The following is a 23,131-nucleotide window of genomic DNA, read 5'->3' on the forward strand; positions in this document are numbered from 1 at the left end:
GATGTCCGGTCTGGAAGGCGTTTGGAACAAAACAGGCAGGCGCGGGCAACGGTATCGGGCCGTTGCGAGACGCGGACTCCACATGGGAGTGCAATAGACATTCGCTGCATCACTTCACCTGTTTTGTTCTTTTTAAGTGTGAGTGCGTGTTACTGCTGGAGCCGACTATAAACCCGACCGCCAAATAATCTCAATATATAATTTCTCATCCCATATTTTGGGATCTAGCCTGCAAATCGCGTACAGCGTTTTCCTGCAACATCAACCCGCATCGATAGCACAGCACCGTCCAGCGGGTGGTTGCGCGGGCTCTTGGCGCTGGTGATGTAAAGGGTTTTCAGGTCTTCACCACCGAATACGCAACTGGTCGGGCGGCTGACCGGCAGATCGATTTTGCGATCAACCTTGCCTTCAGGCGTCAGTCGCAAGAGGCAGCTGCCGTCCCAACGCGCATTCCATACATAACCTTCTGCGTCCATTGCCGAACCGTCCGGGCCGCCCTGTTGATCGGGGCCGTACCAGATGTAAGCGGTGTCGAGGTTGCCGTCGGTGTGGATGAAATAGCGATAGAGGGTGCTGTCGAGGCTGTCGCCGAACAGCAGCGTTGTGCCGTCGTCGCTCCACAGCAACGTGTTGGGAATGCCCAATCCGCGCAACAACGGCGTGACGCGTTTATCCGGATCGATACGGAACAGGCCACCGGAGCGGCGGATAATCGGCAGATCTTCGCCCTGTTCGCCGATGTTGTTCTGCATGGTGCCGAGCCACAAGCAGCCCTGAGCATCACAGCGCGCTTCGTTGGGGCGGTTGCCGGGTTGCGGGTCGGCGATGCAGAACAGGGTCAGTCGCGGTTCAAGGCCGGGGGAGTCGAGATCGAGTCGATAGACGCCACTGCTGAGGGTCACCAGGGCATCGCCGCTGTTGCACGGGATGAACGCGGAAATGTGTTCTGGCATCTGCCAGATCTGCACATTCTGGCCGATCAGGCGCAGGGCTTGCTTGCCGGCAATATCAACCCAGTACAGCGCCTGGGTCGGGGCATCCCAGAAAGGGCCTTCACCGAGTTGGGCGCGGTGTTGGGTAACGGCAGTCCACGTCATGGCAATTCCTTTGGTCATTCTTGTTTTCAATGTGGGAGTGGGCTGGCCCCCACAGAGGAATGTGTGGGTTTCAGCTGGCTTTTTTGTCGGCCATGACTTGCGGGTAAAAGCGCTTGATCGCCAGATCCGCGTTATCGATCAGGGTCATGCAGGCCCACACACCGCGTGCGCAATCGCGAGCGGCGATGGCGTCGGCCATGTCTTTGTGGATCGGCAAGGTGCGGCGCAGTTCATCGGGGTCGGCGGCGGACACTTCAAACGATACCGCCAGCAATGCGCCGAGGGCCGGCACCATTTGTTCGATGAACTGGTTATGGCTGGCGGCAAGAATGCATTCGTGGAAGGACTGGTCGGCGCGGTTGTAATCCGTGCCACTGTCGACCGCACGCTCGAGAGCGTTATAGGCCAGTTGCACGGCCTGGATCTGATCAAGGGTCGCCCGCTCGCAAGCCCAGCGCACGGCCATGGGCTCAATGGTGCGGCGCAGGTCGAGCAAGTCATCGACGAAGTTTTCCGGCAGCCCGTTGCGTGACAGCCAACCGACGACTTGCGGATCGAACAGGTTCCAGCGCCGCACCGGCAATACCCGCGTGCCGACCTTTGGCCCGACTTCGAGCATGCCTTTGGCGACGAGGGTTTTGATGGCTTCGCGGATGACCGTACGACTGACGCCGAGTTGCTCGCCGAGATCAGCCTCGACCTTGATGGACTGCCCCGGCTTTACCTGGCCGGCGGCGATCCAACTGCCCAGCCAGTCAACCGTGGACGCATGAAAGCTGCTGGACATGGACACCTCAAAGCGGTTCGCGATGGGTGCCTACGCTAATCATCATACGATTGGGTGTCAAATCAGATTTTGTCAGCTAACACGAAAACCAGTGTGGGAGCGGGCTTGCTCGCTCCCACATTTGGATTTTTGTTAAGGCTCAAGACCAATGCGAAAGAACTCGCCGCCGCTCCAAACCCCGAGCCAGCGCTGGCCGTCAATTTCGCGGCTGACCGCCAGTTCTACCAATTGATAAAACACATTGCGGTGGATCAACGCCTCAAGGTTGGTTCGTACATGCACATACGGCGCAGGTTCTTGCGTGAGGGGGTCGATCTCGACGCGGATCGCATGTTCCGGCCCCGCCTCGGCGGTCTCGTCGACATTGGTGGTAAAGCGAAGCACCTGCGCCTCGCCCTCACCTTCAACCTCCACGGCAATCGCCACGAACGGTGCATCGTCGACCTTGATCCCGACCTTCTCAACCGGAGTAATCAGGAAGTAATCATCGCCATCGCGGCGGATGATCGTGGAGAACAGTTTGACCATTGGCTTTCGCCCGATCGGCGTGCCCAGGTAGTACCAGGTGCCGTCCCGGGCGATGCGCATGTCGATGTCGCCACAAAACTCCGGGTTCCACAAATGCACCGGCGGCAGGCCTTTGGTTTTGGGAATCTGTCCCAACAGGTCATTGGCTTTTTGCGGGCCACTCATGGCGTACTCCTTGGTTTATTGGTCGCCGATCCCCAGCAGGCTGCGCGCATACTGCGCCAGTGGCGGGCCGATCAGGTCTTCAGGTTTGTTGTCGTGGAACGTCAGTAAACCGCCACGACTCTTGATCCGTGCAGTATCAATCAAATACTGGGTGCTGGTCTCGATCAACATGATCTGAATCACGCCACCGTCGATGCCGAGGCGATCCACCGCCTCCTGATCGAGCCACTCATCAGAGTTGCCGATACGGTCATCAGACTTGGCGAAACGCGTGTACAGCAAGTAGTGAGCGCCGGCATCGCGGGCTTCGCCCATCGCCTGATCGAGGCCTTCCGGCGCACGCGCGCGGCGTACCATCGGAAAGTATTCGACAAAGCCCTTGAAGGCTTCTTCAGCCACCACGTTTGGCCGCGGATAAGAACCGCCCGGCGGCGCAAACGCGCCCTGAGCGATGTAGATGAACGAGTCCGGCTGAATGCGGAAGTTGTTCACACGGCGACTGTCACTGTGATCCAGCAGCCCCGCGTCGCTCATCTGATAGCGAGTGCCCTCGGCCATATCGCTGACAGTCATACAGCCGCCAAGCGCCAAAACGGCCAGCAGCAAAACCAGGCTACGCATCCTCATCCTCCAGAAGCCGGTGACGGAAAACCGGCGAATGGCCGTTGGATGCAGCTTTTGCGCCAGCTCACGAACTTTATCGAGTTATACAACGCATTGGCGAGCAAGCCCGCTCCCACAGGTGGAAGGCATTCCAAATGCGGGAGCGGGCTTGCTCGCCAATGCGGTATGTCAGCCGCCGATAATTTTCATGACAGTCGCGCCGCCAGAAAACGCGACTTCCTGCTTGTCGCCCAACGCCTTGACCAGTAAGCGCTGCAACGCCGGCAATGCCTGGTGCCGTGGTTTGTCGAGTAAATCACCGACATAGTGGCGGTTGCTCGACGACAGGCAGCCATGCAGCCAGCCAGTCGACGACAAACGCAGACGCGAACAGGTACGGCAGAACGGTACGCTTTCGTTAGCGATCACACCGAAGTTGCCCACCCCGGGAATCGCGTAACGCACGGCCGTGGCATCCACAGGCGCGTCGGTTTGCGCGTATTCGTAGCGCTCGCCAATCAGGCTCAGCAGTTGCTGCAGGCTGACGAACTGTTGCAGGAAGGCATTGGAATCTTTGGCCAGGTGGCCCATTCGCATCAGCTCGATAAAACGCAGCTCAAATCCGCGTTCCAGGCAGTAATCAAGCAACGGCATCACCTGATCGAGGTTCTGCCCCCGCAACGGCACCATGTTGACCTTGATCTTCATTCCCGCCGCTGCAGCCTGATTCATCCCATCAAGCACGGTAGCGAGATCGCCGCCACGAGCGATGCTACGGAACGCACTGGCGTCGAGGGTATCAAGGGACACGTTGATGCGCCGCAGACCGGCATCTACCAACAAAGGGAGTTTTTTCGCGAGGAGTTGACCGTTGGTCGTCAGGCTGATGTCGTCCAGGCCCATCTTGCCGACAGCCGTCATGAACGATTCAAGTTTGGGGCTGACCAGCGGTTCGCCACCGGTGATGCGCAGCCGCTCGATACCCGCGGCCTCGATCAGATACGCCACGCCGCGCGCCATGGCTTCGGCCGACAGTTCATCCTGCGCAGCCACCAACCGCTTGCCGTCAGGCACGCAGTAGGTACAAGCGTAATTGCAGGCTGAAGTCAGACTGATCCGCAAATTGCGAAAACGCCTGCCTTGACGGTCAACGATCATGATCACTCCGGCAATAGAAAATCGAGCCGCTAAAACTTGACTCACAAATCAAGTTTTAGCAAGCCCTATGCCTGAGTATATTCCTGCGGTACTGCGTCATGTAGCGAAAACATGACGCAATAAGGCAACTGAATGGCTCAACTGCCTGGAGGGATTTCCGGATCGCGCTTGCGCTTGTTACCCATGCGCACGCCGATGTCCATCAGGAACTGGAAGAAACCTTCCTGATCTTCCAGCACATTGCTCCAGAACGGCGAGTGATACAGCGCGACTGCGCCATGCACCAGCGCCCAGGACGCGCAGTAGTGGAAGTACGGCGGCACGTCTTCGAGCTTGCCTTCGCTGATACGCCCCTTGATCAGCAAGGTCAGGCGCTCGAAGTTCGAGGCACGGATCTTGTGCAGCTCCTCGACCATCTCCGGCACCTGATTGCCCTTGACCACCTTCTCTTCGAGGCGATCGAACAGACGATAGCGCTGCGGGTCGCGCATGCGGAATTCGAAGTAGGCACGGGACAGCGCTTCTTTGTCCTTGTCGACGTCGGCCGAATGCAGCAGCTCATTCAAATCGCGCTCGTAATCGAGCATCAGGCGCAGATAAATCTCGGCCTTGGACTTGAAATGCTTGTAGATCGTGCCTTTGCCGATACCCACGGCATCAGCAATCATCTCGACGGTGACACTGTCTTCACCTTGTTCGAGGAACAGCTTGAGCGCGGTATCGAGAATTTCTTGCTCGCGGCGACGAAACTCACGGACCTTACGAGGTTCTTTGTGCATAAGAAAAGGTCTGTTGGGGTCAAAATTCGAAGCCGCGTATTATGCCTAACTTGCACAAAAATGCACGGATCATCCGACCATATCTGTGTTTCTTGTTCATTTTGCGAACGTTTGGGGGGTAATGAGAACTCAACTGAAGCAAACGTATTCCAAATTTGTTTAAAAACCCCGACCGGCTAACTGGACTGCACGCCAGACTGATCAATACTTGAACTGTCGGGCGGCATCTCCCCCAAGTGCCGGGCCGATAAAGGTACCAAAGGACCGCGTGCCTTTGTTTTACTCCTAATGGTCTTAACCCGGATTCACCCCCCAGAACCCGGGTTTTTTTTGCCTGCGATTCAGGCTTTTACATGGGCCTGCGGGAACAGACGCTTGAAGTTTTCGGTGGTCTGCTCGGCAAAACGCTCGTAGTTTTCGCCACGCAGCATCGCCAGAAACTCTGCCACTTCGCGCACGTACTGGGGCAGGTTCGGTTTGCCGCGATAAGGGACAGGCGCCAGGTACGGCGAGTCGGTTTCGACCAGCAGGCGATCGGCCGGGACTTTGCTCGCCACATCGCGCAACGCGTCAGCATTGCGGAACGTGACGATGCCGGACAAGGAAATGTAATAACCCATGTCCAACGCAGCTTTCGCCATGTCCCAATCTTCGGTAAAGCAATGCAGCACCCCTGCTTGGGGCAGCGCCGCCTCGCGCAGCAGCGCAAGGGTATCGGCGCGGGCACCGCGGGTGTGGATGATCACCGGTTTGCCGGTCTGCTGCGCGGCCTGCAAGTGCAGACGGAACGACTCTTGCTGCAGCTCGGCGGCTTCCGGTTCGTAGTGGTAATCCAGACCGGTTTCACCAATCGCCACCACTTTCGGATGATTGAGTTCGTGCAACAGCCAGTCCAGCGCTGGCGCCGCGCCAGGCTGTACGTCCAGCGGATGCACGCCAACCGAGCAATCAATGTCGTCATAACGCTCAGCAAGGGCTTTGACGTCGGCAGCGTTATCGGCACTCACGCCGATGCACAGAAAGTGCCCGACCCCGCGCTCGCGAGCGGCATCCAGTGCAGCATCCAGCGAGCCGTCATGGGCAGCGAGGTCAAGGCGATCAAGGTGACAATGGGAATCTACGAGCATAAAAAGGCAGCTACTTACATCGTATGAGTGGGACGGTCGGATTTCAGCGCTCCGGCCAGATGGGTTTCGATGCGACTACGGGCCGTGTTGTCGCCCTCGTTGAACTGAACGCCGACACCGGCGGCGCGGTTGCCTTGCGCACCTTTGGGGGTGATCCAGGCGACCTTGCCGGCGACCGGAATCTTTTCCGCTTCATCCATCAGGTTCAGCAGCATGAACACCTCATCGCCCAACTTGTAGCTCTTGTTGGTCGGGATGAACAGACCACCGTTCTTGATGAACGGCATATAAGCGGCATAAAGCACGGATTTGTCCTTGATGGTCAGGGACAAAATGCCGTTGCGCGGCCCGGGGCTGACAGGTTCGTTCATGTTGACCTCCACTGCTGATGCTCAGAGTCTAGGTACACATTCTTATCTTTGGCCAGGCAATCCCGCCCATTGCACCAACAACGCCTCCAGCAACAGTGTCGGGTTGAGGTTGGCCTTGCTCAGGACTTTCTGCCGCTGGGCGAGAATCCAGTCCTGAATATCGAGGACTTTGCCCTGCGCACTTTTCTGCGCGAGGTACTGCACAACCTTACGCATATCGGTCAGGCCAAGACCGGCTTCGTCCTGCGTCAGTTGATAACGCAAGATCAGGCTCGACCAATCGCAAAACCAATCGAACAGACGCAGCATTGGAATGCTTTTCCATTCTTCGGCCAGTTGCGTCGGCGATTGCTGCTGCTTGAGCAGCTTCTTCACACCTTCGACCACTTGCGTGCGCTGATCGCGCACACCTTGAGACTGAAGGCTGACCGCCGCCAATGGCGAGCCCGCCGCCAACGTCAACAGCTCGACACGCTCCTCTGCGGAACATTCCGGCAGCGCCTGAGCCAGCCATTGCAGGCTCATCGCCTCACTCGGCAACGGACAGGCCTGCTGCACGCAGCGACTCTTGATCGTTGGCAACAAACGGCTCGGCTGGTGACTGACCAACAGCAATACCGTGTCGCCGGAAGGCTCTTCAAGACTTTTGAGCAAGGCGTTTGCGGCGTTGATGTTCATCGACTCCACCGGCTCGACCAACACCACCTTGCGCCCGCCCAGTTGTGCGGTCTGCACCACGAAGCTGACCAGATCACGCACCTGATCGACCTTGATTGCCTTGTCGGCTTCTTCCGGTTCGAGGATGTAATTGTCCGGGTGGCTGCCAGCCTTGAGCAGCAAGCAGGATTTGCACTCACCGCAGGCTTCAGGCGTCGGACGCTGGCACAACAGGCTGGCCATTAGCCGCTCCGCCAAGGCCCGCTTACCGATACCGGCCGGGCCATGTAGCAGATAGGCGTGGGCGTGCTGGCTACGTCCGGCCAGATGCTGCCAGAGGCTGTCTTGCCACGGATAGGCCTCAGCCACGGCTCAGCTCCAGCAAACGCGGCAGCAATGTATCCAGCGATTGCTGGACTTGTGCCAACGGCTGACCGGCATCGATCCGCACGTAACGCGAAGGATCGGCTTCAGCACGCTTGAGAAACGCGCCGCGCACCGCTTCGAAAAATGCCCGTCCTTCAAGCTCGAAACGATCCAGACGCCCCCGCGCACTGGCACGGGCCAGGCCGATTTCCACCGGCAGATCGAAAATCAGCGTCAGATCCGGGCGCAGATCACCCTGTACGAAGGTTTCCAGCGTCGCGATACGTTCCAGCGACAAACCGCGACCAGCGCCCTGATAGGCATATGTCGAATCAGTGAACCGGTCACACAACACCACTGCACCACGGGCCAGAGCCGGACGGATCACTTCAGCCAGATGCTGGGCACGCGCGGCGAAAACCAGCAACAGCTCGGCGTCCGGATTCATGACTTCGTCGGCCGGCGCCAGCAGCACGTCGCGAATCCGTTCGGCCAGCGCAGTACCGCCGGGCTCACGGGTCAACAGCACCTCGATACCGGCGGCGCGCAGGCGCTCTGCCAGGTATTCGCGGTTGGTGCTCTTGCCGGCGCCTTCCGGGCCTTCCAAGGTAATAAACAAGCCAGTCACAGGCAGTCCTTAATCAAAGTCATTGCGTGTCTTGTGGTGCCGCAGCGTCCGGTGCAGCCTCCTGAGGCGAAACCTGCGGCGGCGACTCAGGCGCAGTTTGCGGTGATGCTGCAGGTTTCGCTTCATCGGATGCCGGAGCCGCCTCAGGCGTGACCGCTGGCGCCGGACTGGAGCGGTAATCGGCGCGTCGCTTGAGCTGGAACTCGCGCACCGCACGATTATGTGCATCGAGGTCGTCAGAGAAGACATGGCTGCCGTCGCCACGTGCGACGAAGTAGAGACTGGTGCCCTCCACCGGGTTCAACGCAGCGTGAATCGCTTCACGCCCAACCATTGCAATCGGCGTCGGCGGCAGGCCAGGAATCACGTAGGTGTTATAAGGCGTCGGCTCTCGCAAATGAGCACGGGTCAGCTTGCCGGTGTAACGATCGCCCAAGCCATAAATCACTGTTGGATCGGTCTGCAATTGCATGCCCACCGCCATCCGACGCACAAAGACGCCGGCAATCTGACCGCGTTCCTGCGGCACGCCGGTTTCCTTCTCAACCAGCGAGGCCATGATCAGCGCTTGATAAGGCTCACTGTAAGGCGCGTCGGCGGAGCGATTTTCCCACTCCTTGGCCAATACTTCGTCGAGACGATCAAAGGCCTTTTTCAGCAGTTCGGTATCGGACATGCCGCGCTCGAAGCGATAGGTATCAGGGAAGAAACGACCTTCCGGGAACAACCCCTTGTGGCCGATCTTCGCCATGACGTCGCTGTCGCTAAGACCATTGAGGGTGTGCTCGATTTTTTCGTCTTTGGCCAACGCCGCGCGCACTTGATGGAAATTCCATCCTTCAACCAACGTCAGGCTGTACTGAACCACCTCCCCACGCTTCCACAAGTCGATCAGACCATCGACAGTCATGCCCGGCTGCATGCGGTATTCACCGCTGTGGATTGGCGTACCGGCAAGATTGAACCGCCAATAAACCCGTAGCCAGAATGCGTCCTTGATGACGCCATCGGTTTCGAGCTCGAGGAAAGTCCGGGTCGGTGTGGAACCTTTCGGCACATCCAGCAGCTCTTCCTGCGTGATGTTCAGAGGCTGCTCCAGTGCGGAGTGAATCTTCCAGGCGCTGGCGCCCAACAGCAACCCTGCCAGAACCAATCCGGTTTCCAGCAGCAGCAAAAGTTTACGTCTCACGAATCAGGCATCCAGTAGGGCGCGGGCAATGGTTTGCAGTTTACGGGTGAGCGGGCCAACCGGCCAGCTCAGCGCAGCGTAGGCACGTACCGGCCAAACGCCATAAACGCTATTGCAGAGAAAGACTTCATCGGCCCATTGCAGCTGTTCAAGGCTGATATCGGCGATTTGTGTGGGGATGGTCAAAGACTCGGCCTGAAACAATATTTCGGCGCGCATCACACCAGCCACGCCGCAACGCTTCAAATCAGGTGTGATCAACACCCCATCACGCACCAGAAACAGGTTGCTGAACACCCCTTCGATGACTCGACCGGCCTGATCGAGCATCAAGCCTTCAGCGTGTTCGCTGTCCTGCCATTCGGCGCGGGCGATGACTTGTTCCAGGCGATTGAGGTGTTTCAGACCCGCCAACAAGGGCTGGCTGGCCAATCGCGTGCTGCAAGGAAAGAGGCGAATGCCAAGTTGCGCGTGGACAGCGGGGTAAGCGGCAGGAGGGTTGCCTTGCAGAATGCGTCGACCCTGCGCCGCAGGATCTGGCGCATAACCGCGCAAACCATCGCCCCGCGTGAGGATAAGCTTGAGCACGCCCTCGCCCATCGCCGCCGCATAGCTCAGCAGCTCTTGGCGAATCAGTTCGATGTCGGTCGCAATGGCCAGACGCGAACAGCCATCGGCCAGTCGCGCCAGATGCCGATCCAACAGCACCGGCTGGCCGCCACGCACGGCAACGGTCTCGAACAGACCATCGCCGTAAGCCAGGCCGCGATCTTTCAGCGACAGCGTGTCAGCCGGTTGACCGTCGACCCAGCAGTCCATCAACCTGCGAACCGGCGGAACGCCAAGGTACCGTTGGTACCGCCAAAACCGAAGGAGTTGGACAGCACGACGTCGATATCCATGTTGCGCGCAGTGTGCGGCACAAAATCGAGATCGCAGCCTTCGTCGGGCTCTTCAAGGTTAATCGTCGGTGGTGCCACCTGGCCGTTGATTGCCAGCACGCTAAAGATCGCTTCGACCGCGCCCGCCGCACCCAACAGGTGACCGGTCATGGACTTGGTAGAACTGACCGCCATTTTGTAGGCGTGATCACCGAACACGGTCTTGATTGCGTTGGCTTCGGCAAGATCGCCAGCCGGCGTCGAAGTGCCGTGGGCGTTGATGTACTGCACTTGATCGGCATTGATCTTCGCGTCACGCAGTGCATTGGTGATGCAGCGGGCTGCACCGGCGCCGTCGGCGGGCGGCGAAGTCATATGGAACGCGTCGCCGCTGGTACCGAAACCAATCAGCTCGGCATAGATGGTCGCGCCACGAGCCTTGGCGTGTTCGAGCTCTTCGAGGACCAACGCACCGGCACCGTCGGACAGCACGAAACCATCACGGCCCTTGTCCCAAGGACGGCTGGCACGGGCCGGCTCGTCATTGCGGGTCGACAGCGCACGGGACGCGCCGAAGCCACCCATGCCCAGACCGCACGCCGCCATTTCGGCACCGCCGGCGATCATCACGTCGGCTTCGTCATACATGATGTTGCGCGCCGCCATACCAATGCAGTGCGTACCGGTGGTACACGCGGTGGCGATGGCGTAGTTAGGTCCCTGTGCCCCCAGATGGATCGACAGGAAACCGGAAATCATATTGATGATCGAGCCTGGCACAAAGAACGGTGAAATTCGGCGCGGCCCCGTCTCATGCAGGGTACGGCTGGTTTCTTCAATGTTGGTCAGGCCGCCGATACCCGAACCCATGGCGACGCCAATGCGTTCACGGTTGGCGTCAGTGACTTCCAGACCGGCATTGCGCACGGCTTGAAAGCCTGCGGCGAGGCCGTACTGAATGAACAGGTCAAGCTTGCGCGCTTCCTTGACCGACAGGTATTCCTCGACATTGAAGCCCTTTACCGAGCCGCCAAAGCGGGTGGAATAGGCAGAAAGGTCGGTGTGTTCGATCAGACCAATGCCACTACGGCCAGCCAGAATGCCCTGCCAACTGCTCGGCACATCCGTGCCCAGTGGCGACAACATACCCATACCGGTGACTACGACGCGTCTACGCGACACAGCACTCTCCTTTTTCAAATGACGATTTTGCATCAGGCCTAAAGAAAAAACCGCACGCCATGATGGCAGTGCGGTTTTTCCATGACAGCAAGCAACGATTACAAACTATTACGCCTGGTGGCTGGTAACGTAATCGATTGCAGCTTGTACTGTAGTGATCTTCTCAGCTTCTTCGTCAGGGATTTCGGTCTCGAATTCCTCTTCCAGAGCCATCACCAGCTCAACGGTGTCAAGGGAGTCGGCACCCAGGTCTTCAACGAAGGAAGCAGTGTTAACCACTTCTTCTTCTTTAACGCCCAGTTGCTCGGCGACGATTTTCTTGACGCGCTCTTCGATGGTGCTCATACCTTGTTTTCACTCCTAATGGACAAATTCAGGCAGCTGGCCGGTGGGTAAGTGTATAGAAAGACTTTTCAGCTTTTCAACTGAAAGCTTCACTCCTCAAACCCTGCAGCCCTCTGTCTATAAATAGATTGCAGCTTTATAACGGATTTTAGACAGCTCGTATGACATTTTTTTGAAGCAATCCGTCACATTTTACTCACATGTACATCCCACCGTTCACCGGGATTGTAGCCCCAGTAACGTATGCCGCACCGTCGGATGCAAGAAAAGCGACCACAGACGCGATCTCTTGAGCTTGCCCCAGACGACCCAGCGGAATCTGCGTCTGCAAGGCTTCACGCTGTGCTTCAGGCAGTTCGCGGGTCATATCGGTGTCGATAAACCCTGGGGTTACCGAGTTGACCGTAATCGAACGCGAACCGACTTCACGCGCCATTGCACGGCTGAAACCTTCCAGACCGGCCTTGGCGGCTGCATAGTTTACTTGGCCTGCGTTGCCCATGGCACCCACCACCGAGCCAATACTGATAATTCGTCCCCAACGCGCCTTGGTCATGCCACGCAGAACGCCCTTGGACAGGCGATACAGACTGTTCAGATTGGTATCGATCACGTCGTACCATTCATCGTCTTTCATGCGCATCATCAGGTTATCGCGGGTGATACCGGCATTATTGACCAGGATTGCCGGCGCACCGAACTGCTCCTGAATGCTCGCCAGTACACTGCTGACCGATTCGTCACTGGTGACGTTGAGTTCCAGACCGGTACCCTGAATGCCATGTTCTTTCAGAGTAGCGGAGATAGCCTCGGCACCCTTGGAAGAAGTCGCGGTACCAATGACGGTAGCGCCCTGACGACCCAGTTCCAGTGCGATGGCCTGGCCGATACCGCGGCTTGCACCGGTGACCAGTGCAACTTTACCTTGCAGACTCATGCAAGCTTCTCCTGATTCAGGCTTGCGCTGCGCGAGCGGCAGCGAAAGCGTCTGGGGTATTGAGGTTGGAAGTCGCAACGCCTTCGGCGCAACGTTTGTTCAGACCGGCAAGCACCTTGCCCGGCCCGCATTCGACCAGATTGGTCGCGCCTTTCGCAGCCAGAGTCTGTACCGACTCGACCCAGCGAACTGGCTTGTAGAGTTGTTCGAGCAGATCACGCTTGAGGGTTTCCAGATCGACCGGCACTTGCGCGCTGACGTTCTGTACCACAGGGATCTGCGGCGCCTGCCAGTCGATGACGGCGATGGCGGCGGCAAAGCGTTCGGCAGCCGGACGCATCAGCTCGCAGTGCGACGGCACGCTTACCGGCAAGGGCATGGCACGCTTGGCGCCACGCGCCTTGCAGCCTTCAATGGCACGCTCGACAGCCGCCCTGGCACCCGCAATAACCACCTGGCCCGGCGAGTTGAAGTTGACGGCGCTGACCACTTCGCCTTGCGCCGCTTCAGCACAGGCTGCGAGCACGTCGGCGTCTTCCAGGCCAAGGATGGCAGCCATGCCACCCTGCCCGGCCGGTACGGCCTCCTGCATCAACTGACCACGGCGCTCAACGAGCTTCACCGCGTCAGCCAGCTTCAGGCTACCTGCAGCAACCAGCGCACTGTATTCACCCAGGCTATGACCGGCAACGAAAGCTGGACGCACGCCACCTTCAGCCAGCCACAGACGCCAAAGGGCAATCGATGCAGTCAGAATGGCCGGCTGGGTTTTATCGGTTTGATTGAGCAGCTCTTCCGGCCCTTGCTGGGTCAGCGCCCAAAGGTCATAGCCCAGAGCATCGGATGCTTCTTTGAAAGTTTCGAGGATCAATGGATGTTGCGCGCCCAACTCGGCCAGCATGCCGAGGGACTGCGAACCCTGTCCTGGAAAGACGAATGCGAGGGAAGCAGACATGTAACAAGCCCCTAATGATCTTGTCGTCGAATAATGACGCCCCACTTGGGGACGCAAGAAACTGACAGTTGGATGGCCCTTTGAACCGGGCGGTCACATTTAAGCATTGTCCGACGAAAACGCCTAAGACAACAAATCCTCCAGACGACCGTGGAGACGCTCCGGCAGGTTCTCCTGAATCTCGATCAACGCGCGCTCGATAGCACTCTGAAAGCCTTGAACCCCGGCCGACCCGTGACTTTTCACCACAATGCCCTGCAAACCCAGAAAGCTTGCGCCGTTATGTCGCGCCGGCGCCAGATCAGCCTGCAAGCGCTTCATCAATGGCAACGCCAAGGCACCGACAGCGCGCGTGGCGAGGTTACGCCTGAACAGCGCCTCGATACGCGCCGCGATCATCGTCGCCAGCCCTTCGCTGGACTTGAGCAGGATATTGCCGACAAAGCCATCGCATACCACCACGTCCGCCTCACCGCGATACAACCCGTCGCCCTCGACAAACCCGATGTAGTTAATCCCTCGCGCCGCTTGCAACAAGGTGGCCGCCAGCTTGACTTGCTGATTACCCTTGATGTCTTCGGTGCCGATGTTCAACAGAGCCACGCGCGGATGGGCGATGCCCAGCGTCTGCGCCGCCACCGAGCCCATCACAGCGAACTGCAAAAGATGCTCGGCACTGCAATCGACATTGGCGCCCAGATCAAGCAACTGGCAATACCCCTTCTGTGTCGGGATCGCCGCAACCATGGCTGGCCGATCAATGCCAGGCAACGTTTTGAGGACAAATCGCGACAGCGCCATCAACGCCCCTGTATTGCCAGCACTGACACAGGCCTGAGCCTTGCCATCACGCACCAACTCCAAGGCGACACGCATCGACGAATCCGGCTTGCCACGCAAGGCTTGGGTCGGTTTCTCGTCCATTGTGATGACTTCAGACGCCGCAACAATTGTCAGGCGCGCGCGATCGGCAGCCGATTGGCCGTTGATCAATTCTTCAAGAAGGGAGGGTTGACCGACGAGGGTCAGGTACAGCGAGGGCGTAGCAGAAAGGCAAGCAAGGCTGGCCTGAACAATGCTGCGGGGACCGAAGTCCCCGCCCATTGCGTCAATCGCGATGACTTGAGCGGACAAGTGATTACTCGTCAGCGCCCTTGTCGATCACTTTACGGCCACGGTATACGCCTTCTGGCGATACGTGGTGACGCAGGTGAACTTCACCGGTGGTTTTTTCTACAGACAGGGTGCTAGCCTCGAGAGCGTCGTGCGAACGGCGCATGTCACGGGCAGAGCGGGATTTTTTGTTCTGCTGAACAGCCATAATTGATTAACTCCTAAACGTTTGGGTCACGCTTTAACTGCGCCAATACACTGAACGGGTTGGACCGCGTTACCTCGTCCTCGCTCGGTTCGGGCTCATCTGCTCCCGCCGGCTGCTGGCATTCTTCCGGATGATGAGCAGGCACAATGGGCAAGGCGAGCAGAAGCTCCTCCTCGATCAGTGACTGCAGATCCAATGGATCTTCGCCCAGTTCCAGCACGTCATAACCTTTCGGTAACGACTGGGTATTCGCACCCTCCTTCACCACGGCGTAACTGCATTCGCTGTGGATCGGCAGGGTGACCAGCTCAAGACAACGCTGGCAAACCATTTTGACTTCGGTGTCGATAAAGCTGTGGATCACCACAGATTTACGTTCATCTCGTTCAAAAACGAATTTCGCCTGCACCGTACCGACATTGTCGGAAAGCGGGTCGCAGAGTCTCTTCAAATCGGCCAGCAGCAGTTCACCTTGAAGGGTGGTGCCACGGTCAGCCAATTTGCGCGGGTCAACGTGAGGTGGAATCGGGTCATTCAACATAGGCGCAGCATTATAGGGATGCACCCACCCATGTCAAAGGAAATTGTGCCCTGTCCGTCACTTGCACGCCTGCGCTAGAATCCACACCTCCCTCAGGAGACGCGAATGCTGCCTTTATTACTCGCTTCAAGCTCGACTTATCGCCGCGAATTACTTGCCCGCCTGCACTTGCCGTTCACCTGCACTTCGCCGGATATCGACGAAAGCCACCGCCCCGGCGAGCCGGCGATCGAACTGGTCAAACGCCTCGCCGAACAAAAAGCCCGAGCATTGGCCCACAACCACCCCGCTCATCTGATTATCGGCTCCGATCAAGTCGCCGTGTTCGGCGAGCAGATCATCGGCAAGCCGCACACCTTCGAGAAAGCCTGCGAGCAACTGATGGCTGCCAGTGGTGCCAGCGTGACCTTCCTCACCGGCCTCGCCCTGCTCAACAGCCAGACCGGCCAATGCCAGGTCGACTGCGTGCCGTTCACCGTACATATGCGGCAACTCGATCTGGCGCGCATCGAGCGTTACCTGCGCATCGAGCAACCCTACGACTGCGCCGGCAGCTTCAAGGCCGAAGGCCTGGGCGTGAGCCTGTTCCAGTCCACCGAAGGCCCGGACGCCACCAGCCTGATCGGCTTGCCACTGATTCGCCTGATCGACATGCTGCTGGCTGAGGGAATGCAGATCCCTTAAAGCAAAAGATCGCAGCCTTCGATAGCTCCCAGGAACTGCCGCAGACTGCGATCTTTTGATCTTTAAAACAACTCAGCGCAACGAAGGACCGTGGAACCCCATCCACATCGCCAACTGCTCAGCAACGCTTGCACCAAGCTTCTTCGAGAAGCGATCGAACGGCGATTCCTGAACAGTGAAGTCAACCAGTTCTTTCTCACCGATCACGTCACGCGCCACCGAACTGGCGCTACCCAAGCCATCGATCAAGCCCAATGGCAGCGCCTGCTCACCCGACCAGACCAGCCCGGAGAACAGCTCCGGATGCTCTTTATCCTTCAGGCGATCGCCGCGCCCTTGCTTGACGCTATTGATGAACTGCTTGTGCGTGGTATCCAGCACACTTTGCCAGAACGCGGTTTCTTCAGGTTTCTGCGGCTGGAACGGATCAAGGAACGACTTGTGCTCGCCCGAGGTGTAGGTGCGACGCTCAACACCCAGTTTCTCCATGGTGCCAACAAAACCGTATCCAGCAGCGGTCACACCAATGGAACCCACCAGACTCGCCTTATCGGCATAGATCTGATCCGCCGCACTGGCAATGTAATAGGCACCGGACGCACCGAGATCGGAAATCACCGCATACAGCTTGGTGTCCGGGTGCAGACCGCGCAAACGCTTGATCTCGTCATAGACATACCCCGACTGCACCGGACTACCGCCAGGACTGTTGATACGCAGGATGACACCCTTGACTTTCTTGTCTTCGAACGCTGCGCGCAAGGCGCCGACAATGTTGTCAGCACTGGCCGATTCCTTATCGGCGATCACGCCGGCAACATCGATCAGCGCGGTGTAGTTCGTGCCGCGAGCGGCGCTCTTTTCCATATCCATCAGCGGCGTGAACAGGATCAACGCAACAAACAGATAAACAAACGTCAGAAGCTTGAAGAAAATCCCCCAACGCCGCGAGCGACGTTGCTCCTGCACACCGGCGAGCAGGGTCTTTTCCAACAGCTTCCAGCTTTTCTCGTCACCGCCGTCGGCACTTGCCTTGGCCGGTGCCTTCCATTCGTCGGTCATGCCATTCACCCCAGCAAAAACGTATTAGGCCCGCTGCCCCAGCCAGGCATGCAATTCGGAAAAACGATCGATCGACAGACGCGGCTCGAACTGCTGCAGTGATTCAATCGATTGCGCGCCATAACTGACCGCCACCGACTCCATCCCCGCGTTACGCGCCATTAATAGATCGAAGGACGAGTCCCCCACCATCAGCGCCTGCTCCGCACGAACACCGCAATGAGCAAGAATCTGCTCCAGCATCAGAGGGTGCGGTTTACTCGCAGTTTCATCGGCAGCACGGGTAATGTCGAAATACTCTTCCCAGCCATTAGCCTTGAGCACCCGATCCAGTCCGCGACGATTCTTGCCGGTCGCGATTGCCAGGTGATAACCCTGCTCGCGAAAGGATGCCATCGACTCGACGACACCCTCGAACAACGGCGAAGGCACGGCTTCTGCAGCGATGTAGTGATCTGCGTAATACTCGCGGAACGCAACCATTTCGGTATCGCTGATCTCGGGGTACAACGTGCGAATCGCCTCGGGCAAACCCAGGCCAATGATGCCCTTGACGGCAAAGTCATCGCGCAACTCGAAACCGGACCGCCCGGACGCGGAATGCATCGCCTCGACAATCCGGCCAATGGAATCGGCCAGCGTACCGTCCCAATCGAAAATCAGCAGTTTGTAATCAGGGTGCGGCACTCAGGCGCTCCACAGTCTTGGCCCACATTTCATCGACCGGGGCCTGCAAGGTCAGCTTGCCACCGTCAGGCAACGGCACGGTCAGCATGTAAGCGTGCAGAAAAAGGCGCTTGCCGCCCAGATCGCGGATTTCCTTGGTGAAATCGTCATCACCGTACTTGCTGTCGCCAGCAATGCAATGCCCGGCGTGCAGGGTGTGGACGCGAATCTGGTGGGTACGACCGGTAACAGGCTTGGCCTCGACCATGGTGGCGAAATCGCCGAAGCGGCGCAGCACCTTGAACACAGTCAGGGCTTCTTTGCCCTCGTCGTTGACTTCAACCATGCGCTCACCGGAACGCAGGTTGCTCTTGAGCAATGGCGCACTGACCTGCTTGATCGAGGTCGCCCAATTACCACGAACCAGCGCCATGTAGCGCTTGTCGACACCATCGCCACGCAATTTTTCGTGCAAGTGACGCAGCATGCTGCGTTTCTTGGCAATCATCAGCAAGCCGGAAGTGTCACGATCGAGACGATGGACCAGTTCCAGCTCCTTTGTATCGGGACGCAACTGACGAAAGGCTTCGATCACGCCGAAATTCAGACCGCTGCCACCATGAACCGCAATGCCGGCGGGCTTGTTGATCACGATCAGCGCCTTGTCTTCGTAGACGATCGATGCTTCCAGACGCTGCAACAGTCCCTGGGCCAAAGGCACCGGTTCATCACGCTCCGGCACGCGAACCGGCGGCACGCGCACGATATCGCCGGCCTGCAGTTTGTATTCAGGCTTGATCCGTCCCTTGTTCACGCGCACTTCGCCTTTACGCAAAATGCGGTAAATCAAGGTCTTGGGCACGCCTTTGAGCCGGGCGAGGAGAAAGTTGTCGATTCGTTGGCCGGCATACTCCGGCGAGACTTCAAGCAATTGAACGCCTGGAGTCGAAGGGGCAGTAGTTGTCATGCCGCGGATGATAACAATTTTTATGGAATTGAAGCACTTAATCATTGCTGCTATAGTCGCGAACGCCGCCAAAAGCGGCCTGGGCAGCGGAACCACGGTCAAAAACCGGCCCTGACCAACGCAATTCACCAGGACGCGAGGCCGTCCTACGGGGCTTTCGCTACGTAACGGTGGAGTTTGCAGTTGTAACAAGCGCAGGTGACATGAGGCCTGAATTACACCGCCGAGCAGAGTTTTTACTCGTCTGGCAGGCAGATATTCACGGCCAGTTCACAAAGTGCAGTCAGCTGCGAATGACCCCGAGCGAACGCTTCGGAAACATCGCCTAAATTAGCCATGATGCGTGACCTCCCCTTTCGGAGTTCACGGTAAATGCCAACCCGCTGCGGATTCTGCGCGCGGCAGCACCCGAATTATCAGGGATACGTGTAGGGTGGAGATGCACAACCGCTGGACTGTGTAGCAATAGGCTTTATCAAGACGCTTCATCTCGTCCACAGCCACTGGTTGATTCCTCCTCCTGACTGAGTGCTTAAGTAGCCACAGCAAGCAGGACGCGTACGTCGCGGTATCGGCCCAATTGGTCGCACATCGCTGGACACGGGAATGGCCAACCACTCCCGACGCACCTGACACCGACCGTGAGAAGTCGTGTGTGCCGAACGCCGTTTCCGGCAGCCCGGAAACCGACGGTACTACATGAAAAGAATGCTGATTAACGCAACTCAACCCGAAGAGTTGCGTGTTGCACTGGTAGATGGCCAACGCCTCTACGACCTGGACATCGAATCCGGTGCACGCGAGCAGAAGAAGGCCAACATCTATAAAGGCCGCATCACTCGCATCGAACCAAGCCTTGAGGCTGCCTTTGTCGATTTTGGCTCCGAGCGCCACGGCTTCCTGCCCCTCAAAGAAATCTCCCGCGAATACTTCAAGAAAGCCCCCGAAGGCCGCGTCAACATCAAGGACGTCCTGAGCGAAGGCCAGGAAGTCATCGTTCAGGTTGAAAAAGAAGAACGTGGCAACAAGGGCGCAGCCCTGACCACCTTCATCAGCCTGGCCGGTCGTTACCTGGTGCTGATGCCGAACAACCCGCGTGCCGGCGGTATCTCCCGTCGCATCGAAGGCGAAGAGCGCAACGAACTGCGTGAAGCACTGAACGGCCTGGTTGCCCCGGCCGACATGGGTCTGATCGTGCGCACTGCAGGCCTTGGCCGCAGCAGCGAAGAAATGCAGTGGGACCTCGACTACCTGCTGCAACTGTGGACCGCCATCAAAGAAGCCTCGCTGGATCGCTCCGCGCCATTCCTGATTTACCAGGAAAGCAACGTGATCATCCGCGCGATCCGCGATTACCTGCGCCAGGACATCGGCGAAGTGCTGATCGACAGCGTTGAAGCCCAGGACGAAGCCCTGACTTTCATCCGCCAGGTAATGCCGCAGTACGCCAGCAAGATCAAGCTGTACGAAGACAGCGTTCCGCTGTTCAACCGTTTCCAGATCGAAAGCCAGATCGAGACCGCCTTCCAGCGCGTCGTCGAACTGCCTTCCGGCGGTTCCATCGTTATCGATCCGACCGAAGCGCTGGTGTCCATCGACATCAACTCGGCGCGCGCCACCAAAGGCAGCGACATCGAAGAAACCGCTCTGCAGACCAACCTTGAAGCGGCTGAAGAAATCGCCCGTCAGTTGCGCCTGCGCGACATCGGCGGCTTGATCGTCATCGACTTCATCGACATGACCCCTGCCAAGAACCAGCGCGCCGTGGAAGAGAAAGTCCGCGAATGCCTGGAAGCCGACCGCGCTCGCGTGCAGATCGGCCGTATCTCGCGCTTCGGCCTGCTGGAAATGTCCCGTCAGCGCCTGCGCCCATCCTTGGGCGAAAGCAGCGGCATCGTCTGCCCGCGTTGCAACGGCACCGGCATCATCCGTGACGTTGAATCGCTGTCGCTGGCGATCCTGCGCCTGATCGAAGAAGAAGCCCTGAAAGACCGCACTGCCGAAGTTCGCGCCCAGGTGCCGATCCCGGTGGCTGCGTTCCTGCTCAACGAAAAACGCAACTCGATCACCAAGATCGAACTGCGCACTCGTGCCCGTATCGTCATCCTGCCAAACGACCACCTCGAAACGCCGCACTTCGAAGTTCAGCGTTTGCGTGATGACAGCCCGGAAGCCGCGACCAACCAGTCCAGCTACGAAATCGCCGCTGCCGCTGCCGACGTCGAAGAAGTCCAGCCAGCCGCCGCAACCCGCACCCTGGTTCGCCAGGAAGCCGCGGTCAAGACCGCACCAGCCCGCGCCAACGCTCCGGTTCCGACCGAAGTGGCCGCACCTGCTGCACCAGCACCAGCTCCAGTGGCCGCGCCAGAGCCAAGCCTGTTCAAAGGTCTGGTGAAGTCGCTGGTCAGCCTGTTCGCGACCAAAGAAGAGCCCGCCGCGCCGGTGGTCGTTGAAAAACCAGCTACCGAGCGTCCAGCCCGCAACGAAGAACGTCGCAACGGTCGCCAGCAGAGCCGCAACCGTAATGGTCGTCGCGATGAAGAGCGCAAGCCGCGCGAAGAACGTGCACCGCGTGAAGAACGCGCCCCTCGCGAGCCGCGTGAAGAGCGCCAGCCACGTGAGACCCGCGAAGAACGTGCACCTCGCGAAGCTCGCACTGAAGCGCCAGCCGCCCGCGAAGAACGCGCACCTCGCGCACCTCGTGAAGAACGCGCCCCACGTGCGCCGCGTGAAGACCGCAAGCCTCGTGGCGAGCGTGAAGAACGTGTACGCGAACTGCGCGAGCCACTGGATGCCGCTCCAGCAGCCGCCGCTGCCGCCGTTAATGCAGAAGAGCGTCCGGCCCGCCAGCCTCGCGAAGAGCGCGCACCGCGCCCGCCGCGTGAAGAGCGTCAACCGCGTGCAGAGCAGGCCGCTGCTGCCGTCGTTGAAGACGAAGTGATCACCAATGAAGAGCAACTGCCGGAAGATGGTTCGGAGAACGCCGAAGGCGATCGTCCACGTCGTCGCTCCCGCGGCCAGCGTCGTCGCAGCAACCGTCGCGAGCGTCAGCGTGATGCCAACGGCAACGTGATCGAAGGATCGGAAGAATCCGAGTCCGGCGAAAACGCTGAAGCACCAAGCGCTGCCGATCTGGCCGCTGGCCTGGCTGTTACCACCGCCGTCGCCAGCAGCGTCATCAGCGCTCCGGCTGAAGCGCAAGCCAACGAGCAAGCCGAACGCGCCACTGCCGCTACACTGGAAACTGCTCCAGTTGAAGCACCGGTGGTTGAAGCAACCACTCCGGTGGAAGTGACGGCGGCTCCGGAAGTCGAAGTGGCACCGGTTCGCGAAATTCAAGCCCAGGTTGAAGCCCAGCCTCAGATTGAAATCGTTGCCGAACCTGCTTTCGTAGCCCAAGAGCCCGTTGTCGTTGCAGAGCCGGTTGTCGAAACCGTCGCTGAAAACGTGACCGAAAGCGTGCGTGAAGTTCGCGAAGAGCAAACTGCATTCAACTGGGTTGCAGAGCCAACCGTAGCCGAAGCGCCAGCGCCTGCTGCTGAAGCTGAAGTGCCACAAGCCACGGTGTCCGAGCCAGTGGTTGCCGCTGCCGAACCTGCTCCAGCGCCGGTCGTCGAAGCGCCAGTGGTTGCCCAAGCCCCAGCGGTTGAAGCGCCTGTAGTCAGCGCGCTGACGCCAAACGGCCGCGCTCCAAACGATCCACGCGAAGTGCGTCGTCGCAAGCGCGAAGAAGAACGTCTGCAGAAGGAAGCTGAACTGGCTGCCGCAGCTGCTCCTGCGGCTGAAGTGGTCGAGGCAGCTCCTGCCCCGGCTGCTGAAGAAGTCGTCGTTGAAGCAGCCATTGCTGAAGCGCCTCGCTCCGTTCAGGACGCGGCCGAGCATCACGAAGAGGCCCAGGAAAAAGAACACGAGCCTAAACCCCTCGTCTGATTCCAAAAGCCAATAAAAAGCCCCGCCTGAATATTCAGGCGGGGCTTTTTTTATGCTCACCGATTACCGTACCGGGATTGCGTGAAGAACAAAAAAAAGCCCGATCTCGCTAAAGCGTTCAATCGGGCTACAGCACTCAGGAGCAATAAGTGCAAAGGGAGGTTCGATGCGCGTAAAACCTTGAAGGGGTTGCGCCAGAGCA

At 58.6% G+C, this 23,131-nt stretch carries 24 protein-coding genes; 2 read left to right on the plus strand and 22 right to left on the minus strand.

Annotated features, from left to right (window positions below; all coding sequences use genetic code 11):
• Positions 1-224: 224 nt before the first annotated feature.
• From AACY50_RS05355 to AACY50_RS05445, 19 genes are all read right to left on the minus strand, one after another.
• Complete coding sequence (locus tag AACY50_RS05355) at positions 225-1,100, minus strand: SMP-30/gluconolactonase/LRE family protein (protein ID WP_339431080.1); 876 nt, start codon at positions 1,098-1,100, stop codon at positions 225-227.
• 70 nt (positions 1,101-1,170) lie between these two features.
• The gene (locus tag AACY50_RS05360) at positions 1,171-1,887 is read right to left on the minus strand and encodes a FadR/GntR family transcriptional regulator (protein WP_339431079.1); all 717 of its coding nucleotides are present in this window, start codon (positions 1,885-1,887) and stop codon (positions 1,171-1,173) included.
• A 132-nt stretch (positions 1,888-2,019) separates the two neighbouring features.
• A complete protein-coding gene (locus tag AACY50_RS05365; protein WP_339464895.1) occupies positions 2,020-2,580 on the minus strand; it encodes a DUF1285 domain-containing protein in 561 nt (186 codons plus the stop codon).
• A gap of 15 nt (positions 2,581-2,595) precedes the next feature.
• Positions 2,596-3,201 (minus strand): DUF4823 domain-containing protein, encoded by a 606-nt coding sequence (locus AACY50_RS05370; RefSeq protein WP_339431077.1) that lies wholly within the window; start codon positions 3,199-3,201, stop codon positions 2,596-2,598.
• Positions 3,202-3,372: 171 nt separating this feature from the next.
• Positions 3,373-4,341 (minus strand): GTP 3',8-cyclase MoaA, encoded by a 969-nt coding sequence (locus AACY50_RS05375; protein WP_339431076.1) that lies wholly within the window; start codon positions 4,339-4,341, stop codon positions 3,373-3,375.
• Between the two features lie 137 nt (positions 4,342-4,478).
• Positions 4,479-5,120: a TetR/AcrR family transcriptional regulator gene (locus AACY50_RS05380; RefSeq protein ID WP_221729339.1), complete on the minus strand. Its 642-nt coding sequence runs from the start codon at positions 5,118-5,120 to the stop codon at positions 4,479-4,481.
• A 341-nt stretch (positions 5,121-5,461) separates the two neighbouring features.
• Positions 5,462-6,247 (minus strand): TatD family hydrolase, encoded by a 786-nt coding sequence (locus AACY50_RS05385; RefSeq protein WP_339431075.1) that lies wholly within the window; start codon positions 6,245-6,247, stop codon positions 5,462-5,464.
• A 14-nt stretch (positions 6,248-6,261) separates the two neighbouring features.
• Positions 6,262-6,618 (minus strand): PilZ domain-containing protein, encoded by a 357-nt coding sequence (locus AACY50_RS05390; RefSeq protein WP_150651119.1) that lies wholly within the window; start codon positions 6,616-6,618, stop codon positions 6,262-6,264.
• A 42-nt stretch (positions 6,619-6,660) separates the two neighbouring features.
• Positions 6,661-7,644, minus strand: coding sequence for a DNA polymerase III subunit delta' (locus AACY50_RS05395; RefSeq protein WP_339538270.1), 984 nt, complete (start codon positions 7,642-7,644; stop codon positions 6,661-6,663).
• Entirely contained in the window at positions 7,637-8,269 is a 633-nt protein-coding gene (tmk, locus tag AACY50_RS05400; RefSeq protein WP_339431073.1) for a dTMP kinase, read from the minus strand. Before tmk ends, AACY50_RS05395 begins: the two co-directional genes overlap by 8 nt.
• Before the next feature lie 19 nt (positions 8,270-8,288).
• Positions 8,289-9,458 carry an endolytic transglycosylase MltG gene (gene mltG, locus AACY50_RS05405; RefSeq protein ID WP_339431072.1) on the minus strand — a complete coding sequence of 390 codons (1,170 nt, stop codon included), beginning with the start codon at positions 9,456-9,458 and terminating at the stop codon, positions 8,289-8,291.
• A gap of 3 nt (positions 9,459-9,461) precedes the next feature.
• Positions 9,462-10,277 carry an aminodeoxychorismate lyase gene (pabC, locus tag AACY50_RS05410; RefSeq protein ID WP_339431071.1) on the minus strand — a complete coding sequence of 272 codons (816 nt, stop codon included), beginning with the start codon at positions 10,275-10,277 and terminating at the stop codon, positions 9,462-9,464.
• On the minus strand, positions 10,277-11,521 hold the full coding sequence (gene fabF, locus AACY50_RS05415) for a beta-ketoacyl-ACP synthase II (RefSeq protein WP_339431070.1): 1,245 nt from the start codon (positions 11,519-11,521) through the stop codon (positions 10,277-10,279). Before fabF ends, pabC begins: the two co-directional genes overlap by 1 nt.
• Before the next feature lie 108 nt (positions 11,522-11,629).
• The gene (gene acpP / locus AACY50_RS05420) at positions 11,630-11,866 is read right to left on the minus strand and encodes an acyl carrier protein (RefSeq protein ID WP_003175607.1); all 237 of its coding nucleotides are present in this window, start codon (positions 11,864-11,866) and stop codon (positions 11,630-11,632) included.
• Positions 11,867-12,062: 196 nt separating this feature from the next.
• Positions 12,063-12,803 (minus strand): 3-oxoacyl-ACP reductase FabG, encoded by a 741-nt coding sequence (fabG, locus tag AACY50_RS05425; protein ID WP_339431069.1) that lies wholly within the window; start codon positions 12,801-12,803, stop codon positions 12,063-12,065.
• A 16-nt stretch (positions 12,804-12,819) separates the two neighbouring features.
• The gene (gene fabD, locus AACY50_RS05430) at positions 12,820-13,758 is read right to left on the minus strand and encodes an ACP S-malonyltransferase (protein ID WP_339431068.1); all 939 of its coding nucleotides are present in this window, start codon (positions 13,756-13,758) and stop codon (positions 12,820-12,822) included.
• A 123-nt stretch (positions 13,759-13,881) separates the two neighbouring features.
• Entirely contained in the window at positions 13,882-14,892 is a 1,011-nt protein-coding gene (plsX, locus tag AACY50_RS05435) for a phosphate acyltransferase PlsX (protein ID WP_339431067.1), read from the minus strand.
• Between the two features lie 4 nt (positions 14,893-14,896).
• A complete protein-coding gene (gene rpmF / locus AACY50_RS05440) occupies positions 14,897-15,079 on the minus strand; it encodes a 50S ribosomal protein L32 (RefSeq protein ID WP_003179396.1) in 183 nt (60 codons plus the stop codon).
• 13 nt (positions 15,080-15,092) lie between these two features.
• Positions 15,093-15,620 carry a YceD family protein gene (locus AACY50_RS05445; protein WP_014339505.1) on the minus strand — a complete coding sequence of 176 codons (528 nt, stop codon included), beginning with the start codon at positions 15,618-15,620 and terminating at the stop codon, positions 15,093-15,095.
• Positions 15,621-15,725: 105 nt separating this feature from the next.
• Here AACY50_RS05445 and AACY50_RS05450 point away from each other — a divergent pair, with 105 nt between their 5' ends.
• Positions 15,726-16,304, plus strand: a complete 579-nt coding sequence (locus tag AACY50_RS05450; protein ID WP_339431066.1) for a Maf family protein — start codon at positions 15,726-15,728, stop codon at positions 16,302-16,304.
• A 72-nt stretch (positions 16,305-16,376) separates the two neighbouring features.
• On the opposite strand, the gene sppA is transcribed toward AACY50_RS05450, so the two are convergent.
• From sppA to rluC, 3 genes are read right to left on the minus strand one after another with little or no spacing between them, the layout of a single operon-like run.
• On the minus strand, positions 16,377-17,366 hold the full coding sequence (sppA, locus tag AACY50_RS05455; RefSeq protein ID WP_339431065.1) for a signal peptide peptidase SppA: 990 nt from the start codon (positions 17,364-17,366) through the stop codon (positions 16,377-16,379).
• Between the two features lie 24 nt (positions 17,367-17,390).
• Positions 17,391-18,053 carry an HAD-IA family hydrolase gene (locus tag AACY50_RS05460; protein ID WP_339431064.1) on the minus strand — a complete coding sequence of 221 codons (663 nt, stop codon included), beginning with the start codon at positions 18,051-18,053 and terminating at the stop codon, positions 17,391-17,393.
• Positions 18,040-18,999 (minus strand): 23S rRNA pseudouridine(955/2504/2580) synthase RluC, encoded by a 960-nt coding sequence (gene rluC / locus AACY50_RS05465; protein WP_339431063.1) that lies wholly within the window; start codon positions 18,997-18,999, stop codon positions 18,040-18,042. The genes AACY50_RS05460 and rluC overlap by 14 nt, the downstream gene beginning before the upstream one ends.
• Positions 19,000-19,698: 699 nt before the next feature.
• On the opposite strand from rluC, the gene rne reads away from it, so the two are divergent.
• Complete coding sequence (rne, locus tag AACY50_RS05470; RefSeq protein ID WP_339538271.1) at positions 19,699-22,929, plus strand: ribonuclease E; 3,231 nt, start codon at positions 19,699-19,701, stop codon at positions 22,927-22,929.
• Positions 22,930-23,131: the final 202 nt, after the last annotated feature.

This window comes from Pseudomonas sp. RA_15y_Pfl2_54, from assembly GCF_963971015.1.
Lineage (GTDB): Bacteria > Pseudomonadota > Gammaproteobacteria > Pseudomonadales > Pseudomonadaceae > Aquipseudomonas > Aquipseudomonas baetica_A.

Excerpts from the sequence above, each read along its gene's own strand:
- AACY50_RS05355 (WP_339431080.1), bottom strand. The coding sequence starts at position 1,100 with ATGACGTGGACTGCCGTTACCCAACACCGCGCCCAACTCGGTGAAGGC.
- AACY50_RS05360 (WP_339431079.1), bottom strand. The coding sequence starts at position 1,887 with ATGTCCAGCAGCTTTCATGCGTCCACGGTTGACTGGCTGGGCAGTTGG.
- AACY50_RS05365 (WP_339464895.1), bottom strand. The coding sequence starts at position 2,580 with ATGAGTGGCCCGCAAAAAGCCAATGACCTGTTGGGACAGATTCCCAAA.
- AACY50_RS05370 (WP_339431077.1), bottom strand. The coding sequence starts at position 3,201 with ATGCGTAGCCTGGTTTTGCTGCTGGCCGTTTTGGCGCTTGGCGGCTGT.
- AACY50_RS05375 (WP_339431076.1), bottom strand. The coding sequence starts at position 4,341 with ATGATCGTTGACCGTCAAGGCAGGCGTTTTCGCAATTTGCGGATCAGT.
- AACY50_RS05380 (WP_221729339.1), bottom strand. The coding sequence starts at position 5,120 with ATGCACAAAGAACCTCGTAAGGTCCGTGAGTTTCGTCGCCGCGAGCAA.
- AACY50_RS05385 (WP_339431075.1), bottom strand. The coding sequence starts at position 6,247 with ATGCTCGTAGATTCCCATTGTCACCTTGATCGCCTTGACCTCGCTGCC.
- AACY50_RS05390 (WP_150651119.1), bottom strand. The coding sequence starts at position 6,618 with ATGAACGAACCTGTCAGCCCCGGGCCGCGCAACGGCATTTTGTCCCTG.
- pabC (WP_339431071.1), bottom strand. The coding sequence starts at position 10,277 with ATGGACTGCTGGGTCGACGGTCAACCGGCTGACACGCTGTCGCTGAAA.
- acpP (WP_003175607.1), bottom strand. The coding sequence starts at position 11,866 with ATGAGCACCATCGAAGAGCGCGTCAAGAAAATCGTCGCCGAGCAACTG.
- fabG (WP_339431069.1), bottom strand. The coding sequence starts at position 12,803 with ATGAGTCTGCAAGGTAAAGTTGCACTGGTCACCGGTGCAAGCCGCGGT.
- fabD (WP_339431068.1), bottom strand. The coding sequence starts at position 13,758 with ATGTCTGCTTCCCTCGCATTCGTCTTTCCAGGACAGGGTTCGCAGTCC.
- rpmF (WP_003179396.1), bottom strand. The coding sequence starts at position 15,079 with ATGGCTGTTCAGCAGAACAAAAAATCCCGCTCTGCCCGTGACATGCGC.
- AACY50_RS05445 (WP_014339505.1), bottom strand. The coding sequence starts at position 15,620 with ATGTTGAATGACCCGATTCCACCTCACGTTGACCCGCGCAAATTGGCT.
- AACY50_RS05450 (WP_339431066.1), top strand. The coding sequence starts at position 15,726 with ATGCTGCCTTTATTACTCGCTTCAAGCTCGACTTATCGCCGCGAATTA.
- sppA (WP_339431065.1), bottom strand. The coding sequence starts at position 17,366 with ATGACCGACGAATGGAAGGCACCGGCCAAGGCAAGTGCCGACGGCGGT.
- rluC (WP_339431063.1), bottom strand. The coding sequence starts at position 18,999 with ATGACAACTACTGCCCCTTCGACTCCAGGCGTTCAATTGCTTGAAGTC.
- rne (WP_339538271.1), top strand. The coding sequence starts at position 19,699 with ATGAAAAGAATGCTGATTAACGCAACTCAACCCGAAGAGTTGCGTGTT.